This is a genomic window from Mesorhizobium sp. M0195, assembly GCF_040322115.1.
GTDB lineage: Bacteria > Pseudomonadota > Alphaproteobacteria > Rhizobiales > Rhizobiaceae > Mesorhizobium.
The window spans coordinates 70561-86483 of record NZ_JAMYSV010000012.1; the positions used below are offsets into that span (position 1 = coordinate 70561).

Sequence of the window (15923 nt, forward strand, 5' to 3'; positions counted from 1 at the left end):
ATCAATGAATTCAAGTGGATGGCTGGAGCGGGTAGCGGGAATCGAACCCGCATATTCAGCTTGGAAGGCTGCTGCTCTACCACTGAGCTATACCCGCGCCTTTCAGTCAAGCATCGGATCCGCTCCGACGCTCGCGCTGCGTTTCAGGGCTTCCGGGCCGGCAGTGGTGGAGAGGGTTGGATTTGAACCAACGTAGGCATAGCCAACGGATTTACAGTCCGTCCCCTTTAACCACTCGGGCACCTCTCCAGTCTGCCGCCGGAGCCATGCAACGAGGCATCGACGCGTCGCGGCCGCCAAAGCAGCCTTTCCGCGCAGCGCCTTATGGCGGGAGCGTCCAAAACTGTCAACCGCAACAGCCCGGCAAAAAGCGCTGAATTTCACACCTCGCCCAACAAGCAGCTTGTGCGGCTGTATCCATGACCGGACGACACGGCTATAGAACCGGCCATGAGCAACGACAACAAGCCCAAGACCCCTAAAGACACCCACTACGCCAAGCTGCGCCGTGCACATCGCGACGAGAAGAGCGGCGGCGCGCCGGCGTTCAGGCCACGCCAGCCGGTGCCGCCGGGCAAGACCGCCGCCGATGGGCTGGTGCGGCTCTACGGGCTGCACACGGTGCGGGCGGCGCTCGACAATCCGCGCCGCAAGATCAAAAAAATGCTGGTGACGCGCAACGCTGCCGAGCGCCTGGCAATCGCCGATCTTGCCGCGTTGCCCTTCAAGGCGGAACTGGTCGAGCCGAAGGACATCGACAAGGTCACCGGCTCGGATGCCGTGCATCAGGGCGTGCTGATCGAGGCCGAGCCGCTAAAACCCAAGCGGCTCGATGCGCTTGGCGACACCAGGCTGGTGCTGGTGCTCGATCAGATCACCGATCCGCACAATGTCGGCGCGATCCTGCGCTCGGCGGTGGCTTTCGGCGCCGGCGCGCTGATCACCACGGCGCGCCACAGCCCACAGGAATCCGGCGTGCTGGCGAAGTCGGCTTCCGGCGCGCTGGAACACATCGACCAGATCGAGGTGAAGAACCTGGCCGATGCGCTCGGCCAACTGCACGAGGCCGGGTTTCAGACGATAGGGCTGGATTCGGACGGTCCGGCGGAGCTCGAAAAGAGTTTTTCGGGAGAAAAGATCGCATTGGTGCTCGGCGCCGAGGGCAAAGGCCTGCGCCAGAAGACGCGCGAAACGGTGACGACGCTTGCCCGGCTAGACATGCCCGGCGCCATCCGCTCGCTCAACGTGTCGAATGCGGCGGCGGTGAGCCTTTATGCGGCAAGGAAATTTTTGAAAGAGTGAATGGTGAGACTGCACGTAGGTCGTGACCAACTCATTACCAACTACTCAGTGCTATTTACTACTCACTACTCACTATTCACCCACTCCACATCCCGCCATCCGCTCCAGCGCCCTGACCAGCGCCGAGTGATCTTCTTTGGCCCCGCCATTCGCCGCGCAGGAGTTGAACAGTTGCTGTGTCGTCGAGGTGTTGGGCAGCGCGACGCCGAGCGCCTTGGCGCCTTCGAGAGCGAGATTCAGGTCCTTCTGGTGGAGTTCGATACGAAAACCGGGCGCGAAGCTGCGCTTGATCATGCGCTCGCCATGCACTTCGAGGATGCGCGAGGCGGCCAATCCGCCCATCAGCGCCTGCCGCACCTTGGCCGGATCGGCACCGGCTTTTGAAGCAAAGACAAGCGCTTCGGCGACGGCCTCGATGGTCAGCGCGACGACGATCTGATTGGCGACTTTGGTTGTCTGGCCGACGCCGCTCGGTCCGACCAGCGTGATGTTCTTGCCCATCTTTTCGAACATCGGCCTGGCGCGTTCGAAGGCCCTTTCCTCGCCGCCGACCATGATGGTCAGCGACGCAGCCTTGGCGCCGACCTCGCCGCCCGACACCGGCGCATCGAGATAGTCGCAGCCGACATCGTTGATCCTTTTTGCGAATTCCTTGGTCTCGATCGGCGAGATCGAGCTCATGTCGATGACCAGCTTGCCCCTTGTCAGCCCGGACGCGACGCCGTTTTCGCCGAACAGCACGTCGGCGACCTGCGGCGTATCCGGCACCATGGTGATAATGATGTCGGCCATTTTCGCGACGGCGCTGTGGCCAGAGACGGTCTTCAGACCCTTGGCGACGAGATCGGCCGGCGGCTTCGAGCGATGATCGCTGGCGACGACGGTGTAGCCGGCGTCGAGCAGATGCCCCGCCATCGGCGCACCCATGATGCCGAGGCCGATAAAGCCGATGGTTTCCATGTCTTTCTCCGTTTCTTGTAGGCGGCGATGCGTAGCGTCTACGCCGCCGCACTCCCCTGCCCGGCCAACTCCCGAAACCAGCCCAGTCCGGCTTCCGTCCCACCCTTCGGCTTGTATTCCGCGCCGACCCAGCCGGAATAGCCGATGCGGTCGATGTGGTTGTACAGAAAGGGAAAATTGATCTCGCCCGTCCCCGGCTCATGACGGCCGGGATTGTCCGCAAGCTGGATATGCGCGATGCGGTCGAGGTTTGCCTCGATGGTACGGGCGAGATCCCCCTCCATGATCTGCATGTGATAGATGTCGTATTGCAGGAACAGGTTCTTCGAGCCGACGCGGTCGATCAGCGCCAGGGCCTGATCCGAGTAATTCAGGAAGAAGCCCGGAATGTCGCGGGTGTTGATCGGCTCGATCAGCAGCCTGATGCCGGCCTGCTCCAGCTTTTCCGCCGCGAAAGCCAGATTTTCGGCGAAGACGTCTTCCAGCACTGAGTGATCGACGCCCTGCGGCGCGATGCCGGCGAGGCAATTGACCTGCTCGCAGCCGAGCGCGTGCGCATAGGTGACGACCTTGGCAATGCCTTGCCGGAACTCCGGGATGCGGTCCGGCAGGATCGCAATGCCGCGCTCGCCCTTGGCCCAGTCGCCGGCAGGCAGGTTGAACAGGACCTGCGTCAACCCGTTCTTCTTCAACCTGGCCGCGACGACATCCGGCGCATGGTCATAGGGACCGATATACTCGACGCCCTTGAAGCCCGCGCGGGCAGCGGCATCGAAGCGGTCGAGAAAGTCATGCTCGCCAAAGAGCATCGAAAGATTGGCTGAAAACCGTGGCATGGCAGTAGTTCCTCATATGCGGCTTAATCGAGCATGACGATCGCCGTGGGGGCATCTTCATGGCGCTCGGCAAGCTCCTCGAATTCGGTGATCTTGTCGATTTCGGTACCCATCGAAACGTTGGTGACGCGCTCGAGGATGAATTCGAGCACCACCGGAACCTGGTGCTGGTTCATCAGGCGCTTTGCCTCTTCGAAGGCACCGGCGAATTCCTCCGGCCTGCGCACCCGGACTGCCTTGCAGCCCATCGCCTCGGCAACCGCGACGTGATCGACGCCATAGCCAGCTTCGGCATCGCCCTGTCGATTGACGTTCTCGAAGGCCAGGCTGACTTCGAAATCCATCGAAAACCCGCGCTGCGCCTGGCGGATCAGCCCGAGATAGGCGTTGTTCACCACGACATGGATGTAGGGCAATCTGTGCTGTGCGCCGGCCGCCAGTTCCTCGATCATGAACTGGAAATCATAGTCGCCGGACAATGCCACAATTGTGCGGTCCGGATCGGCGGCGCGAACGCCGAGCGCTGCCGGCAATGTCCAGCCGAGCGGTCCGGCCTGGCCGCAATTGATCCAGTTGCGCGGCTTGTAGACATGCAGGAATTGCGCCCCGGCGATCTGCGACAGGCCGATCGTGGTGACATAGGTGGTGTCGCGGCCGAACGCCTTGTTCATCTCCTCGTAGACGCGCTGCGGCTTCAGCGGCACCTGGTCGAAGTGGGTCTTGCGCTTCATCGTCTTCTTGCGCTGCCGGCATTCGCCGGCCCAGCCCGACCAGTCGCGCAATTTTCCGGCCGTCCTCCACTCGGTGGCGACGTCGAGCAGCATCTTAAGCGCTGCACCGGCATCCGAGACGACGCCAAGGTCCGGTGCGAAGACGCGGCCGATCTGCGTCGGCTCGATATCGACGTGGATGAACTTCTTGCCCTTGGTGTAGACATCGACCGAACCGGTGTGGCGGTTGGCCCAGCGGTTGCCGATGCCGAAAACGAGATCGGCCTCGAGCATCGTCGCATTGCCGTAGCGATGCGAGGTCTGCAGTCCGCACATGCCGGCCATCAGGCGGTGGTCGTCGGGGATCGCGCCCCAGCCCATCAGCGTCGGAATGACAGGCACACCAGTGACTTCGGCGAATTCTATCAACAGGTCCGACGCATCGGCGTTGATAATGCCGCCGCCAGCGACGATCACGGGCTTTTCCGCCGCGTCGAGCATCTTCAGCGCCTTCTCCGCCTGAGCGCGCGACATTGCCGGCTTGAACGGCACCAGCGGCTCGTAGGCATCGATGTCGAACTCGATCTCCGCCAGTTGCACATCGACCGGCAGGTCGACCAGCACCGGCCCCGGCCGCGACGAGCGCATCAGATGGAACGCCTTCTGCAGCGCCATCGGCACCAGATAAGGTTCCATGACGGTGACCGCCCATTTGGCCACGGGTGCGGCGATGGCCGCGATATCGACGGCCTGAAAATCCTCCTTGTTGAGACGCGCCCGCGGCGCCTGCCCGGTGATGCAGAGGATGGGGATAGAATCGGCGGCGGCCGAATAGAGGCCGGTGATCATGTCGGTGCCGGCCGGACCCGAAGTGCCGATGCACAGACCGATATTGCCCGATCTGGCGCGGGTAAACCCTTCGGCCATATGCGAGGCCGCCTCGACGTGCCGCGCAAGGATGTGGCGGATGCTGCCCCTTGCCTTCAGCGCCGAATAAAGCGGGTTGATCGCAGCACCCGGCACGCCGAAGGCACACGAGATGCCTTCCTTTTCCAGAACGAGAACCGCTGCGTCGACTGCGCGCATCTTGGCCATGTCAGCCTCCACGGAATTGTTGATGGCTGATGATGCCAGTGCGTCGATTATTTTTCAATTTTTTCAGAATATTTTTTCATTTCCAGGGAACGGCTCTTGCTGCTTGAATTGATTTGCCTTTCTGTTTTCCATAAATTCGCTTCGCCGGCCTGTGAAAAACTTTTTCATTGCTTGTTGGGCGAACAGAGCGAAGAATGGCCCGATGGAAACCACCGAAAAACGCCAGCGCGGCCGGCCGCGCGCTTTCAACGGGCCGTCTGAGACCGCCTCGGTGCAGTCGCTGGACCGGGCGCTGCGCATCCTGGCAATCGTCGCCAATGGCAGCGGCCTGTCGTTGAGCGAGATCGCCGCCAGTTCCGGCCTGCCGGCATCCACCGCCTACCGCATGCTGACGACGCTGGAGAACCATGGCATGGTCGAGTTCGAAGGCACCGACCAGCTGTGGTCGATCGGCGTCGAGACCTATCGCATGGGCGCAGCGTTCCTGCGCCGACGCAAGCTGGTCGACCGCGCCCGTATCGTCATGCAGGAATTGATGGAGAAGACCGGCGAGACCGCCAATCTCGGCGTCGCCGAGGACGATTGCGTGGTCTTCGTCAGCCAGGTCGAGACGCACCAGGCGATCCGCGCCTTCTTCCGGCCGGGCACGCGCAGTTCCTTTCATGCCTCGGGCATCGGCAAGGCGGTGCTGGCGCATCTCGAGCCGGAACGGGTAGCCACCATACTGCGCCGGGCCGGGCTGGAGCGCTTCACCGAAAACACGTTGTCCGACATCTCGGCGCTCGCCCGCGATCTGGTGACGATCAAGCTGCGCGGCTGGTCGGTCGATGACGAGGAGCGGCATCCAGGTATGCGCTGTGTCGCCGCCGCCATCTTCAACGAATTCGCCGAACCGATCGGCGGCGTCTCGGTCTCCGGGCCGACGGTACGGGTCACGCCGGAGCGGCTGGCCGAAATCGGCCCGCTGGTGCGCGATGCAGCAGCGCAGGTGACTAGGATGATCGGCGGCCTGCCGACCCCTCCCGGCCTTGGCAGCGAACCGAGCGCATGGCAGCGCTGACCAGCGCCGAATGGTGCGACATCTGCCAGGATGGCCAGAGCTAGCCCCCGGGCACCGCGCTCTTGGTCGACAGGTCGTAGAAATCAAGCAGCATCGCCAGCCCAACTCCGCAGGCGGTGAAGATGAGGCCGGCAATGAAGATACGATTGGCGCGTTCATAAACGCGCCGTTGTAGAGACGTTATGTCGAGCAGCAACCGCAGCGCTCGTATCTGCAGGGCAATGCCGATCAAAATCGGCACGACGGCGGCCAGGTGATAGATTTCCCATGGTATCGGGTTGGCGGCCCAATGCGTGATGAACCCCAGCGAGAACGCCAGCAGGATGCCGACCGTGGTGATTGTGCCGTTGCGGAAAACCGTCTCGATCGGCTCTTCGTTCGGATCGTGCTCGCCCAAGCGCCCTCTCTCCCTGTTTCGGCTCGGCAGTAGATTAGGCTGTCGGGAAATCCCTGTACATCGGCAAGAGTGTTGGCAAATGCTGAAGCGGCATCCGATCTCGCCTTGAGCGATGTTCGACAGGACAGAGAGGCTGACGGAGCGCGACTTTATTCCAGCTTGGGTTCCTCGCCCCACGGAGGTGGGGAGAGTTGGCGCGGCGAAGCCGCGACGGAGAGGGGACCGCGCCGTACGAAGGCCCCTTTCCGGCCGCTTCGCGGCCACCTCTCCCCTGCTTCGCGGCGGGCGAGGAACCCAGGTCCTAAGAGGTCGGAGGAACAACCCCTCTGCCCTGCCACTCAGACACGCAGAAAAGGGGGCAGTGGGGTGCCAGTCTGATATTGTCAGCCGCGACCACGAACGGTCGCGCTGGTCGACAGTCACCGGAACAATCGGCAGGCCTCAGCCCATGCCGGTGATATGGCGAAGCCAGAACGCGAGCGCGATGAAGCCGATGATGGTGGTGACGCCGGTCCAGTCGATATTGGCGCGCTTCAGATCCTTGACGAGTTTCACCAGGAGAACCCAGGCCACGACGACGAGCGGGAGAATGATGACAAACCTGATCATGCGAATGCCTCGCTGATGCGATTGCACCTTGCATCAATATAGGGAGCGAATTGGCCGTTTTCAGGACGCCCTGGCGGCAGAACCGGCGCGGTCGCCGGGAACCGAAAAACGGAGTTTTGTCTTTACTGGCGCAGCAAATATGCTAACCGGAGCGCCGTGCCCTTGTAGCTCAGCTGGTAGAGCAGCGGTTTTGTAAACCGAAGGTCGGCGGTTCGATCCCGTCCGGGGGCACCAGCACGGGCTTCTTGAGACCTCCGGGGCGCTTGATATCTGCTCATCCCCGATATCCACAGGCCGGGGCCGTCGGGATCGGTAGCACATCAGCTTCAACGCATATATTCCCTAGCGGAAACCATAGTTCCCTAGCGGAAAACCTAGGAGTCTTCGTTGGAGCAGAAACGCACGACCGCCCCCTTCGTCAGCGGCATGTTTGGTGGCGTTGTCGTCTTCGCCTTGGCGTTCGGCTGCCGTTTCCTGGTAAGTCCCGATCCTGACCCTGCATCACGAGCAACGACAAGCCTGTCAGTCCTGGCCTTCGCCATTTGCTTCGGCGCGGCATTCCTTCGCGAGCATCGGCGCCAGATTGCCGCCGCCAGAGAATTCTTAAGCCGCCCAAGATCGTATTAGGCTGCGGACTCATAAGCGAAGCGACGATCTGATGATCGCCAAGGCCATGCTCGACAAGAAGGCGCCGCTGGCACTTTCATCGGTATTGACGGGCTTTGGCGCCAGCGGCCTGGCGGAGAAACTCTACGAACATTTCAATATGTCGCAAAGGCGATAGTGAAGGCAGCTTGGAGGCAACGCCTCGCGCAGGCGAGGACAATCGCCAGCGCCGAATGTCGGAATTGGGCGCCAGCTCGACGCATTTCATGGCGCCTCCCTCACGCCCAGGCATGAAGCTGTCCTTGTTGGCTCAAGGAGTATTTGCATGCGTGGTCATTGCGTATGTGGCGCTATTGCTTTTGCAGTCGATGGTCCGGCACAGGCCTGCGTGGTCTGTCATTGTGAAAGTTGTCGGCGGCAATGTTCTGCGCCGATGACCACCTATATTGGCGTCTTGAACGGCCAATGGCGATGGCTGGGCAAGCTACCGAAGGTATTCAACTCTTCTCCCGGTGTGGAAAGAACATTTTGCGATCACTGTGGTACGCCGCTGTCCTTCCGCTCAAAGAACATGTCTGATGTCATGCATTTTATTGCGGCGGCGATGGAGGAGCCAGAAAAATTTGCACCTACGCTGCATGTCGCTTTTGAGGAGAAGCTCCCTTGGTTGAAACTCGCCGACAACCTGCCGACCCGTTTTGGGCCTGACTATACGACAGATTAGGACGGTACGTACCGGAAGCGTCGGGATCGCCAGAAAGTTCCCGTGAAATTGCCGGCTTAGCCTGAACCAGATCGGGCTCAAGCATCTCCTACTAGGAGACGCCGAGCTCATTCCTGTCTTGCTTTTTGCTGGGCCATAGGTTCGTCCCGCCTCCCGACGGCCACTTAACAGCATTCGATTAAATTGCTCCAGTGTATATTAGCACTCACTCAATTAAGCGCGCCGACAATGCCCGTGCGGCGGGCCAAAAACCAAAGGTGTTGTCATGCGTAGTGATTTCGCCGCGGCGCGCGAGCTTTTGGAGTGCGCACAAAACCGCCTCTGCGGCGTGGATGAAACGAGCCAACGCGTCAACGAGGCCCTCGACGCGCTGATTGAAGAAATAGCCATCGCGGAATTCCGCAAGGCGCCACTGACGGTCGTGCCGTTTCCACGAGCGCGCCCGCCTAAGCATGTCCGGTAGAGAGCACCGGTCGCGCCCGTGTCGACGAGCCGGCGCAGGAGTTTCACAACCGCTCGTTCGAGCGGCCGTTGAACCGCCAACCCTTTAACCGTAAGCTTGCCGGCAGCGGTGCTCTGAAACCCGGAGCTGATCCATGTCACGCTGTGGAGATGTCTACGAGAACAAGGTGACCGGCGAATATGCCGTCATCCTGCGTGGCACCGAAGACCGCGGCCAGGGACCTGGCATCGCTCATCTGACCGCCCGACCGGGAGCCGCAGTGGTGGGCGAGCACTACCACCCGAACCTGACGGAACGGTTTGCCGTCCTCGGCGGCCGGCTCGACGCTCGCATCGCCGGGAAGACTTTGTCCCTGGGGCCAGGCCAATCCGCCACGGTCGAAGCAGGCGTCGCACATGATTGGTGGAACAGCAGCAAAACCGAAGAAGCGCATGTGCTGGTCGAAGTCGACCGGGCGCCAGGTGCAGACAATGTCGACCCGAACCGTTTCGAGCTGCTGATCGGCATGCTCTTCGGCCTGGCCAATGCCGGCAAGGTGGACAGAAAAGGCAGGCCTTCGCCGCTTCAGGCAGCGGTCATCGCCAGGGAATTTGCCGACGTGATCGTCTTCACGCACCCGCCACCTGCTATTCAGCGAGTGGCGCTGGGGATCCTGGCGCCACTCGGCCATCTGCTTGGCTATCGCGCGATCGACCCCGGCTACTGCAAGCCGCACGGGCATGTCACGCCGGCTCCTGAAATCCTCGCTCGAGCAGGCCTACAGGCCGGGTAATCTGGGTCGATGCAGCGCGCCCGGCATTTTTGTCGGCTGCCATACATAGGGCTCGCGGCAAGCTCTATGAAGCACTCGCGACCTGACCGGATATCGCGGCCCGGTCGAACGTGTTTCTCACCCTGACCGACTTGTAGACGTAGGCGACCCAGATCCCGGTCAGGACAAAAGAAACTGCGGGCATTACCAGCGCATCCCCTGCAAGCACCAAGCTCACAGGAGCGCTCATAACCGCTGAGATCCATGTCGTGTCCAGAATAAACACGATTGGTATTGCAAACCACTGATACAGGAACAGCTGCTTGAAACGGGAACTCCGCCGGAGCATTGCAACGAACACAACCAGCTGGAGCACCAGAAACGCCAGCAACAGGGCGACCTCGCCGTAGACCGCCAAGGCGCCGTTGGGGAGCGTCATTAGCTGTCGATAGCCCCCGCTCGAAGAGAACAGCTCAGCCAGCGTGCGGAAAGGTGCCAAGCACTGTCCAATCGCCAGCAGCATAAGCCAGCCTCCAAAACCTACGAGAGCCGAAGGATCCTGTAATGGCTTTGCGGCTGACCGAACGGCAAAGAAAACAGGCACGCCGATCAGCAGCAGCAGTATAGCCCAATGCCAGATGGAAATCCGCATCCAATCCCTCCTTTGATGCCCGTTCAGGTTGTAACAGATTTCAACCTCAACTCAAGAGGCAATATCGAGTGGAAGCGCTGCTTGCGAGACCCGTCAACATTATATTCCTGGCACGATATTATTTTCGGCAGGATGCCATGTCGCGAACTCTGATCGTCGTTGGTCTCAGCATAGTCGCCATAGGCCTGCTGTGGCCTTGGTTGGCCCGCTCCGGCCTTGGCAGGCTGCCCGGCGATATCGTGATCGAGCGTGAGAACTTCAGGCTTTATGTCCCTATCACCACGGCGATACTGGTCAGCATCGTGCTCTCGGCCATTCTATGGCTGATCAACCGTTAGGCGATACTCCGGCTGCGGCGATTTGTGTTGCTGGTCCTACTCGCCCTTGATCTTCTTACACCCCAATCGCCGCCACCAATATCCGGTTCTGCCTGCGTATCGCCGTGCGTAACTCTGCAATCCTCGCTTCCTCGCGCTTCACGAACTCGATGAACATCATGTTCATGTTGTTGAAGATGAGTTCGCCGAGTGCCGGACCATCGATGTCGCGGCGCACCAGGCCGAGCGCCTGCAGGCGGGCGATCAGCGCACGGATCTGCTCGGTCAGTGCCCGGTCGAGCGCGGTATAGGCCTGGCCGAACGGGCTGTCCGGCAATTGCGTCGAGATTGCCATCGCCTGCCGCCACATCTCCTTGCTGAGATAATGCAGCGAATGTTCGATATAGATGCCGAGCAGCGTATCGAGAGCGTCGCCGACATTGGCCGGCGGGTTGGCGACGACGCCGCGCCCGGCATTCAGCACCTCGTTGACCTCCATCGAAACGATCGCGCCGAGGATGTCGCCCTTGTTCTGGTAGTAGTTGTAGATCGTGCCGACCGAGACTTCGGCCTGCGCGGCGATGGTCTCGATCTTGGCGCCTTCATAACCGGCATCGCGGAAAAGCTCCGCCGCCGCCTCGATGATGCGGCGGTGCCGATCCGCCTTCTGCCTTGCCCGCAATCCGCTCATAACGGCTGTTTGCCACAAAAACAGAATTGACTCAATTTTAGAATTGGTTCAATTTTTCCTACAAGCCAAAAAGGCAAGGGAGAACACTCGATGTCCGTCAATCCAAAGACCCCCAATCCAACCGTCAGGAATCCGCTTTCCGTTCTGAAGAGCCATCTCCAAGGCGCGTGTGCCGCGGCAGCACTGCTGCTGGCGGCTGGCAGCCTCGCTCAGGCGCAGGATCTCAACGCGCTGATCTGGTGCGATCACGCCGATCCGGCGCTGCTGCAGCCGTTCGAGGAGGCGAACGGCGTCAAGGTCAATGTCAAGGAGTTTGAAGGCACCGGCGCCGGCCTGGCCATCGTCGATCAATCACAGCCCGGCGACTGGGACGTGATGGTGATCGACAGCATCGACATACCGCGCGGCGTCGAAAAAGGCCTGTTCGAGCCGCTACCGGAAGACAAGCTGCCGCTGGTCGACCTGTTCCCGCAAGTGAAGATGGATAGTTCGACCGTCGTCGACGGCAAGCGTTACGGCATCACCGAAAAGTTCGGCTACAACACGATCGGCTACAACAAGACCAAGGTCGACCCGGCCGACATGCAGTCGCTTGCCGCGCTGACCGGCGACAAATACAAGGGCAAGATCGCCATCTACGATTATTACCTGCCGGTCATCGGCATGGCCGCACTGGCGATCGGCAAAAAGACGGCGGAACTGACCGAAGCCGACCTTCCTGCCATCAAGGAAGAGCTGCTCAAAATGAAGGCCAACGCCAAGCTGGTCGGCGAAGTGACCGCCAGCCAGACGGCACTGGCGACCGGCGAAGTCGACATACTGGTCGGCGGCGGCGAATGGGTGACGGCGGGGCTGGCCAAGGAAAACCCTGCCCTCGACTTCTCTATTCCGAAAGAAGGCGCGGTGCTGTGGTCGCAGTCGCTGGCAATGTTCAAGGATTCCAAGAACAAGGAGCTGGCGCTTAAATTCATTCAGTACATTATGAGCCCCGAAGGGCAGGCGCGGCTCGCCACCTCGTCCTGCTACTGGGGCATGCCGGCCAACAGCAAGGCGGCCCTGAGCGACGAGCAGAAGAAGATCCTGCGCTTCGACGAGCAGCCGGAATTCCTTGCCCGGGCGCAGCCCTATCCGGTGCCGAACGCCGATCTCGACAAGAAGATGCAGGACGTCTGGACCGAAATGCTGCAGGCGCAATGACCGGCTGCCGGTCGTGAACTCCGTCAACAGCGGGCGCGCCCTGCCCTGGGCGCTGGTCACGCCGGCGCTCGGCTGGACGTTGCTGTTCTTCGTGCTGCCCTTCGTCGCCATGGCGGTATCCAGCCTGACGGCGCATGAAGGCGGCGGCTTCACGCTGTCCAACTACAGCCAATTCTTTGCCAATCCATCTTACTGGCAGGCGATGGTGAACTCGCTACAGGTCACAGCGATCGTCACCATTATCTCGGTGCTGCTTGCCTATCCCTTTGCCTGGATTCTGGCCGAACAGGTGCCGGAGCGCTGGCAGCGGCTGGCGCTGATGCTGGCGGTGCTGCCCTTCTGGACCTCCTATGTCGTGCGCTCCTATTCGTGGCTGCTGGTGCTGGCACAGAACGGCGTCGTCAACCGCGCGTTGACCGGCTCCGGCCTGTTCGGCGAACCGCTGCAACTCGCCAATACGCGTTTGGCCACCATCACCGGCTTCGTGCATTTCTTCGTCATGCTTTTGACGCTGACGATCTTCGCCAATCTGAAGCAGCTCAGCCCCAGCTACCGCAAGGCCGCCGCCGACCTCGGCGCCGGGCCGGTTCGGACTTTCCTGCATGTCGTTCTGCCGCTGACGCTCCCCGGTATCATGGTCGGCGCCTTCCTCACCTTCGTGCTGTGCATCGGCGACTACATCACGCCGCAGATCCTCGGCGGCAACAACGAGCTTTTGATGCCGCAGCTCGTCATGATGCAGATCGGCCGGCGCGGCGACTTTCCGCTCGCTTCGGCGTTGTCGATCTCCTGATGGCGGTGGTCACCATTGCCTATCTCGCCTGCTCCCGCTGGCTGAAGATCGAGCGGGCCTGACCATGCGCGCGCTCATCCGCCTCGTCTCCGGCCTTTACGCCATCGCAATCTACGGCTTCATCTTTCTACCGGTCATCGTTCTGGTGCTGTTTTCGCTGCAGGCAACGTCGTTTCCGATCCCGCCCTTCACCGGACCGTCGCTGCGCTGGTACGAGGCCGTGCTCGCCGACACGCGGCTGACTTCGGCGCTGGTCAATTCGCTGCTGGTGGCGGTCGTCTCCTCGGCTGCCGCCGTCACGTTGGGCTTTCTCTCCGCCTGGGGTTTTGCGCGCTTCGCTTTGCCGGGCTCGGGCCTGATGCGCGGGCTGATCACCTTGCCCTTGACCGTCAGCTATCTCATCATCGGCATGGGGCTGCTGGTGCTGTTCAACTGGGCCGGCGTGCCGAAGTCGCTCACTGCCGCCGGCATCGGCCACGTCGTGATCAACCTGCCGCTCTGCTTTGCCATCGTCTACAGCCAGATGGGCGACCACCAGATCAACATCGAGCGCGCCGCGCGCGACCTCGGCGCGCCCGAATGGAAGGTGCTGCTGCTGATCACCGTGCCTGTCATGGCACCGGCGATCTTCGCCAGTTTCTTTCTGTCGATGACCTTCTCCTGGGACGAATTCGTCATCTCGTTCCTGTTGACGCGCTTCGATACGACGCTGCCGGTCGAGATCTGGAACCTGCTGCGCTCCGGCCTCAATCCCAAGACCAACGCCGTCGGCTCGCTGGTCTTCGCCGTCTCCATCGTGCTGCTGGTATTGTTCGAGCTGATGCTGTTGCGGAGGAAGCCGGCATGAGTGCGCCACTGGTCGATATAAGCTCCGTCTCGCATCGCTTCGGCCAGCATACCGTGCTGAAGAACGTCTCGCTGACGATCGAGCCTGGCAGCTACACGATCCTGCTCGGGCCGTCCGGGTCCGGCAAGACGACGCTTCTGTCCATCCTCGGCGGCTTCGTCACGCCGAGCGAAGGCAAGGTGCTGATCCGCGGCGAGGACTGCACTGCCGTGCCACCGGCGAAGCGGCCGACGACGACCGTGTTCCAGGACTACGCGCTGTTTCCGCATATGAGCGTCGGCAGCAATGTCGGCTTCGGCCTGCGCATGCGGGGTGTCGATGCCGCAACCCGGGCAGCAAGGGCGCGCGAGGCGCTGGCGCTGGTTGGGCTGGCCACTGCCTTCGACAAGAAGCCGCACCAGCTTTCCGGCGGTCAGCGGCAGCGCGTGGCACTGGCGCGCGCCCTGGTGGTCGAGCCGGCGGTGCTGTTGCTCGACGAGCCGCTCGGCGCGCTCGACCTGAAATTGCGCCGGCAGATGCAGGACGAGTTGAAGGCGATCCAGAAACGCGTCGGCACCGCCTTCATCCACGTCACTCACGATCAGGAAGAGGCGATGGCGCTGGCCGATCATTGCGTGGTGATGAATGACGGGCGCATCGAGGACGAAGGACCGCCCGAGCGCGTCTATGCACGGCCAGCGACGCGCTTTTCCGCGACTTTCATGGGCGAAAGCACACTGTTATCGGGAACGGTGACCGAGGCGAAGAGCGGCAAAATCACCGTCACCACGAAGCTTGGGTCGCTCTCGCTGCCCGGCACATTGCCGCCCGGCTTGGCCGTTGCGCTGGCCATCCGCCCGGAGCATCTTGTTCTCGGCGCTGCAGGCGGTGCTGTGGCGCTTGGCATGGTCAAGGTCAGCGACGTCGTCTTCCAGGGCAGCTTCAAGCGTGTGCTGGGGACCTCCACGACCGACCCGGCGCTGCACTTCATCGCCAAGGTCGCGGCCGCATCGGCCGTCCAGCCGGGCGACGTTGTCGCGGTATCGTGCGATGCTGGCGACATCATCCTGCTTGCGGACCAAACATGAGCACGCTTCCAATCATCGACGCTCCTGACTGGTACGAAACTATCCGCATGGGCGATGGCGTGACGCTGATCCACGAGCCGTGGATCAAGCCGTTCTTCCGCTGCAACATCTGGCATGTGCGCGGCCTCGACCGCGATCTTCTGTTCGACACCGGCCTCGGCCATTTCAGCCTGCGCCGCCACGTGCCGCTGGTCACGCAGCGCAAGCTCACCTGCGTGGCCAGCCACACGCATTTCGATCATATCGGCTGCCATCACGAATTTCCCGACCGCTGCGTCCACCCGGCCGAGGCCGAAATCCTCGCCGATCCACGCAACGAATGGACGGTTGCCGACCGCTATGCCACCGACGAGATGTTCGACGGCATGCCGCAAGGCTGGGACACGAAGCGCTACCGGATCCTGCCCGCACCAGCCGGCCGGTTGCTCGAGCAAGGCGACATCGTCGATCTCGGCGACCGTGCCTTCGAGGTCATCCACACGCCCGGCCATTCACCCGGCGGCATTGCGCTCTACGAAAACAGGACGGGCATCCTGTTTTCCGGCGACATCATCTATGACGGCCCGCTGATCGACGACGTCTATCACTCCGATATCGACGATTATGTCGAAACGCTGCTGCGCATGCGCGATCTCGATGTCTCGGTAGTGCACGGCGGCCATTTCCCGAGTTTCGGCAAAGTTCGCTATCGCCAGCTTGTCGACGAGTATCTCGCGCAAAAGCGCCAGGCCGGCTGCCATCTGTTGCAAGCCCGATAAGCACTGGCGCTGTGGCGTCAAAGCGCCCTTTGCGGACAGGGTGTCCCCGCCGCGTCGCCGCAGCGCGAGGCCGTGGGCTCGGGTCTAA

Annotated in this window: 19 protein-coding genes, 3 tRNA genes and 1 pseudogene; 14 read left to right on the forward strand and 9 right to left on the reverse strand. The window is 61.7% G+C overall.

Features of this window, described 5'->3' with window-relative positions; translation table 11 throughout:
- Window positions 1-23 precede the first annotated feature (23 nt).
- Both NKJ12_RS21695 and NKJ12_RS21700 read right to left on the reverse strand, forming a co-directional pair.
- Window positions 24-97, reverse strand: a tRNA-Gly gene (locus NKJ12_RS21695).
- A gap of 67 nt (window positions 98-164) precedes the next feature.
- Window positions 165-249, reverse strand: a tRNA-Tyr gene (locus NKJ12_RS21700).
- A gap of 201 nt (window positions 250-450) precedes the next feature.
- On the opposite strand from NKJ12_RS21700, the gene NKJ12_RS21705 reads away from it, so the two are divergent.
- Complete coding sequence (locus NKJ12_RS21705) at window positions 451-1302, forward strand: TrmH family RNA methyltransferase (protein WP_352705017.1); 852 nt, start codon at window positions 451-453, stop codon at window positions 1300-1302.
- A 72-nt stretch (window positions 1303-1374) separates the two neighbouring features.
- Here NKJ12_RS21705 and NKJ12_RS21710 read toward each other — a convergent pair whose 3' ends face one another.
- Genes NKJ12_RS21710 through gcl form a run of 3 tightly spaced genes read right to left on the reverse strand, consistent with a single transcriptional unit; the run spans window position 1375 to window position 4903 of the window.
- Complete coding sequence (locus tag NKJ12_RS21710; RefSeq protein WP_352705112.1) at window positions 1375-2394, reverse strand: 2-hydroxy-3-oxopropionate reductase; 1020 nt, start codon at window positions 2392-2394, stop codon at window positions 1375-1377.
- Window positions 2301-3098, reverse strand: a complete 798-nt coding sequence (gene hyi / locus NKJ12_RS21715) for a hydroxypyruvate isomerase (protein ID WP_352705019.1) — start codon at window positions 3096-3098, stop codon at window positions 2301-2303. The genes NKJ12_RS21710 and hyi overlap by 94 nt, the downstream gene beginning before the upstream one ends.
- Before the next feature lie 23 nt (window positions 3099-3121).
- Window positions 3122-4903, reverse strand: a complete 1782-nt coding sequence (gene gcl / locus NKJ12_RS21720) for a glyoxylate carboligase (RefSeq protein WP_352705021.1) — start codon at window positions 4901-4903, stop codon at window positions 3122-3124.
- 202 nt (window positions 4904-5105) lie between these two features.
- Between gcl and bhcR the strand changes: the two genes are divergently transcribed.
- Window positions 5106-5963 (forward strand): HTH-type transcriptional regulator BhcR, encoded by an 858-nt coding sequence (bhcR, locus tag NKJ12_RS21725; RefSeq protein WP_352705023.1) that lies wholly within the window; start codon window positions 5106-5108, stop codon window positions 5961-5963.
- A gap of 40 nt (window positions 5964-6003) precedes the next feature.
- Here the strand turns inward: bhcR and NKJ12_RS21730 are convergent, their stop codons facing one another.
- Entirely contained in the window at window positions 6004-6360 is a 357-nt protein-coding gene (locus tag NKJ12_RS21730) for a hypothetical protein (RefSeq protein WP_352477490.1), read from the reverse strand.
- 441 nt (window positions 6361-6801) lie between these two features.
- Window positions 6802-6969 carry a hypothetical protein gene (locus NKJ12_RS21735; protein WP_292661863.1) on the reverse strand — a complete coding sequence of 56 codons (168 nt, stop codon included), beginning with the start codon at window positions 6967-6969 and terminating at the stop codon, window positions 6802-6804.
- Between the two features lie 158 nt (window positions 6970-7127).
- Between NKJ12_RS21735 and NKJ12_RS21740 the strand changes: the two genes are divergently transcribed.
- From NKJ12_RS21740 to NKJ12_RS21765, 6 genes are all read left to right on the forward strand, one after another.
- Window positions 7128-7203 (forward strand) — tRNA-Thr (locus tag NKJ12_RS21740).
- 153 nt (window positions 7204-7356) lie between these two features.
- Entirely contained in the window at window positions 7357-7596 is a 240-nt protein-coding gene (locus tag NKJ12_RS21745) for a hypothetical protein (protein WP_352705025.1), read from the forward strand.
- A gap of 31 nt (window positions 7597-7627) precedes the next feature.
- Window positions 7628-7753 (forward strand): hypothetical protein, encoded by a 126-nt coding sequence (locus NKJ12_RS21750; RefSeq protein ID WP_352705027.1) that lies wholly within the window; start codon window positions 7628-7630, stop codon window positions 7751-7753.
- Between the two features lie 147 nt (window positions 7754-7900).
- Entirely contained in the window at window positions 7901-8299 is a 399-nt protein-coding gene (locus NKJ12_RS21755; protein WP_352705029.1) for a GFA family protein, read from the forward strand.
- Window positions 8300-8564: 265 nt separating this feature from the next.
- Window positions 8565-8762, forward strand: a complete 198-nt coding sequence (locus NKJ12_RS21760) for a hypothetical protein (RefSeq protein ID WP_352649913.1) — start codon at window positions 8565-8567, stop codon at window positions 8760-8762.
- Window positions 8763-8895: 133 nt separating this feature from the next.
- Entirely contained in the window at window positions 8896-9534 is a 639-nt protein-coding gene (locus NKJ12_RS21765) for a cupin domain-containing protein (RefSeq protein WP_352705031.1), read from the forward strand.
- 64 nt (window positions 9535-9598) lie between these two features.
- Here NKJ12_RS21765 and NKJ12_RS21770 read toward each other — a convergent pair whose 3' ends face one another.
- A complete protein-coding gene (locus tag NKJ12_RS21770) occupies window positions 9599-10165 on the reverse strand; it encodes a DUF2569 family protein (RefSeq protein WP_352705033.1) in 567 nt (188 codons plus the stop codon).
- Window positions 10166-10302: 137 nt separating this feature from the next.
- On the opposite strand from NKJ12_RS21770, the gene NKJ12_RS21775 reads away from it, so the two are divergent.
- Window positions 10303-10503, forward strand: coding sequence for a DUF2905 domain-containing protein (locus tag NKJ12_RS21775; RefSeq protein ID WP_254817120.1), 201 nt, complete (start codon window positions 10303-10305; stop codon window positions 10501-10503).
- Between the two features lie 55 nt (window positions 10504-10558).
- Here NKJ12_RS21775 and NKJ12_RS21780 read toward each other — a convergent pair whose 3' ends face one another.
- Window positions 10559-11173 (reverse strand): TetR/AcrR family transcriptional regulator, encoded by a 615-nt coding sequence (locus tag NKJ12_RS21780; protein WP_352705035.1) that lies wholly within the window; start codon window positions 11171-11173, stop codon window positions 10559-10561.
- A 90-nt stretch (window positions 11174-11263) separates the two neighbouring features.
- On the opposite strand from NKJ12_RS21780, the gene NKJ12_RS21785 reads away from it, so the two are divergent.
- The 5 genes and pseudogenes from NKJ12_RS21785 to NKJ12_RS21805 all read left to right on the forward strand — a co-directional run bounded on the left by NKJ12_RS21785 (window position 11264) and on the right by NKJ12_RS21805 (window position 15835).
- On the forward strand, window positions 11264-12370 hold the full coding sequence (locus NKJ12_RS21785) for a polyamine ABC transporter substrate-binding protein (protein ID WP_352705037.1): 1107 nt from the start codon (window positions 11264-11266) through the stop codon (window positions 12368-12370).
- A 13-nt stretch (window positions 12371-12383) separates the two neighbouring features.
- Window positions 12384-13225: pseudogene (locus tag NKJ12_RS21790) on the forward strand (ABC transporter permease).
- 2 nt (window positions 13226-13227) lie between these two features.
- Window positions 13228-14010: an ABC transporter permease gene (locus NKJ12_RS21795; protein ID WP_352705039.1), complete on the forward strand. Its 783-nt coding sequence runs from the start codon at window positions 13228-13230 to the stop codon at window positions 14008-14010.
- The gene (locus NKJ12_RS21800; RefSeq protein WP_352614188.1) at window positions 14007-15077 is read left to right on the forward strand and encodes an ABC transporter ATP-binding protein; all 1071 of its coding nucleotides are present in this window, start codon (window positions 14007-14009) and stop codon (window positions 15075-15077) included. The genes NKJ12_RS21795 and NKJ12_RS21800 overlap by 4 nt, the downstream gene beginning before the upstream one ends.
- Entirely contained in the window at window positions 15074-15835 is a 762-nt protein-coding gene (locus tag NKJ12_RS21805) for an MBL fold metallo-hydrolase (RefSeq protein ID WP_352705041.1), read from the forward strand. The genes NKJ12_RS21800 and NKJ12_RS21805 overlap by 4 nt, the downstream gene beginning before the upstream one ends.
- Window positions 15836-15923: the final 88 nt, after the last annotated feature.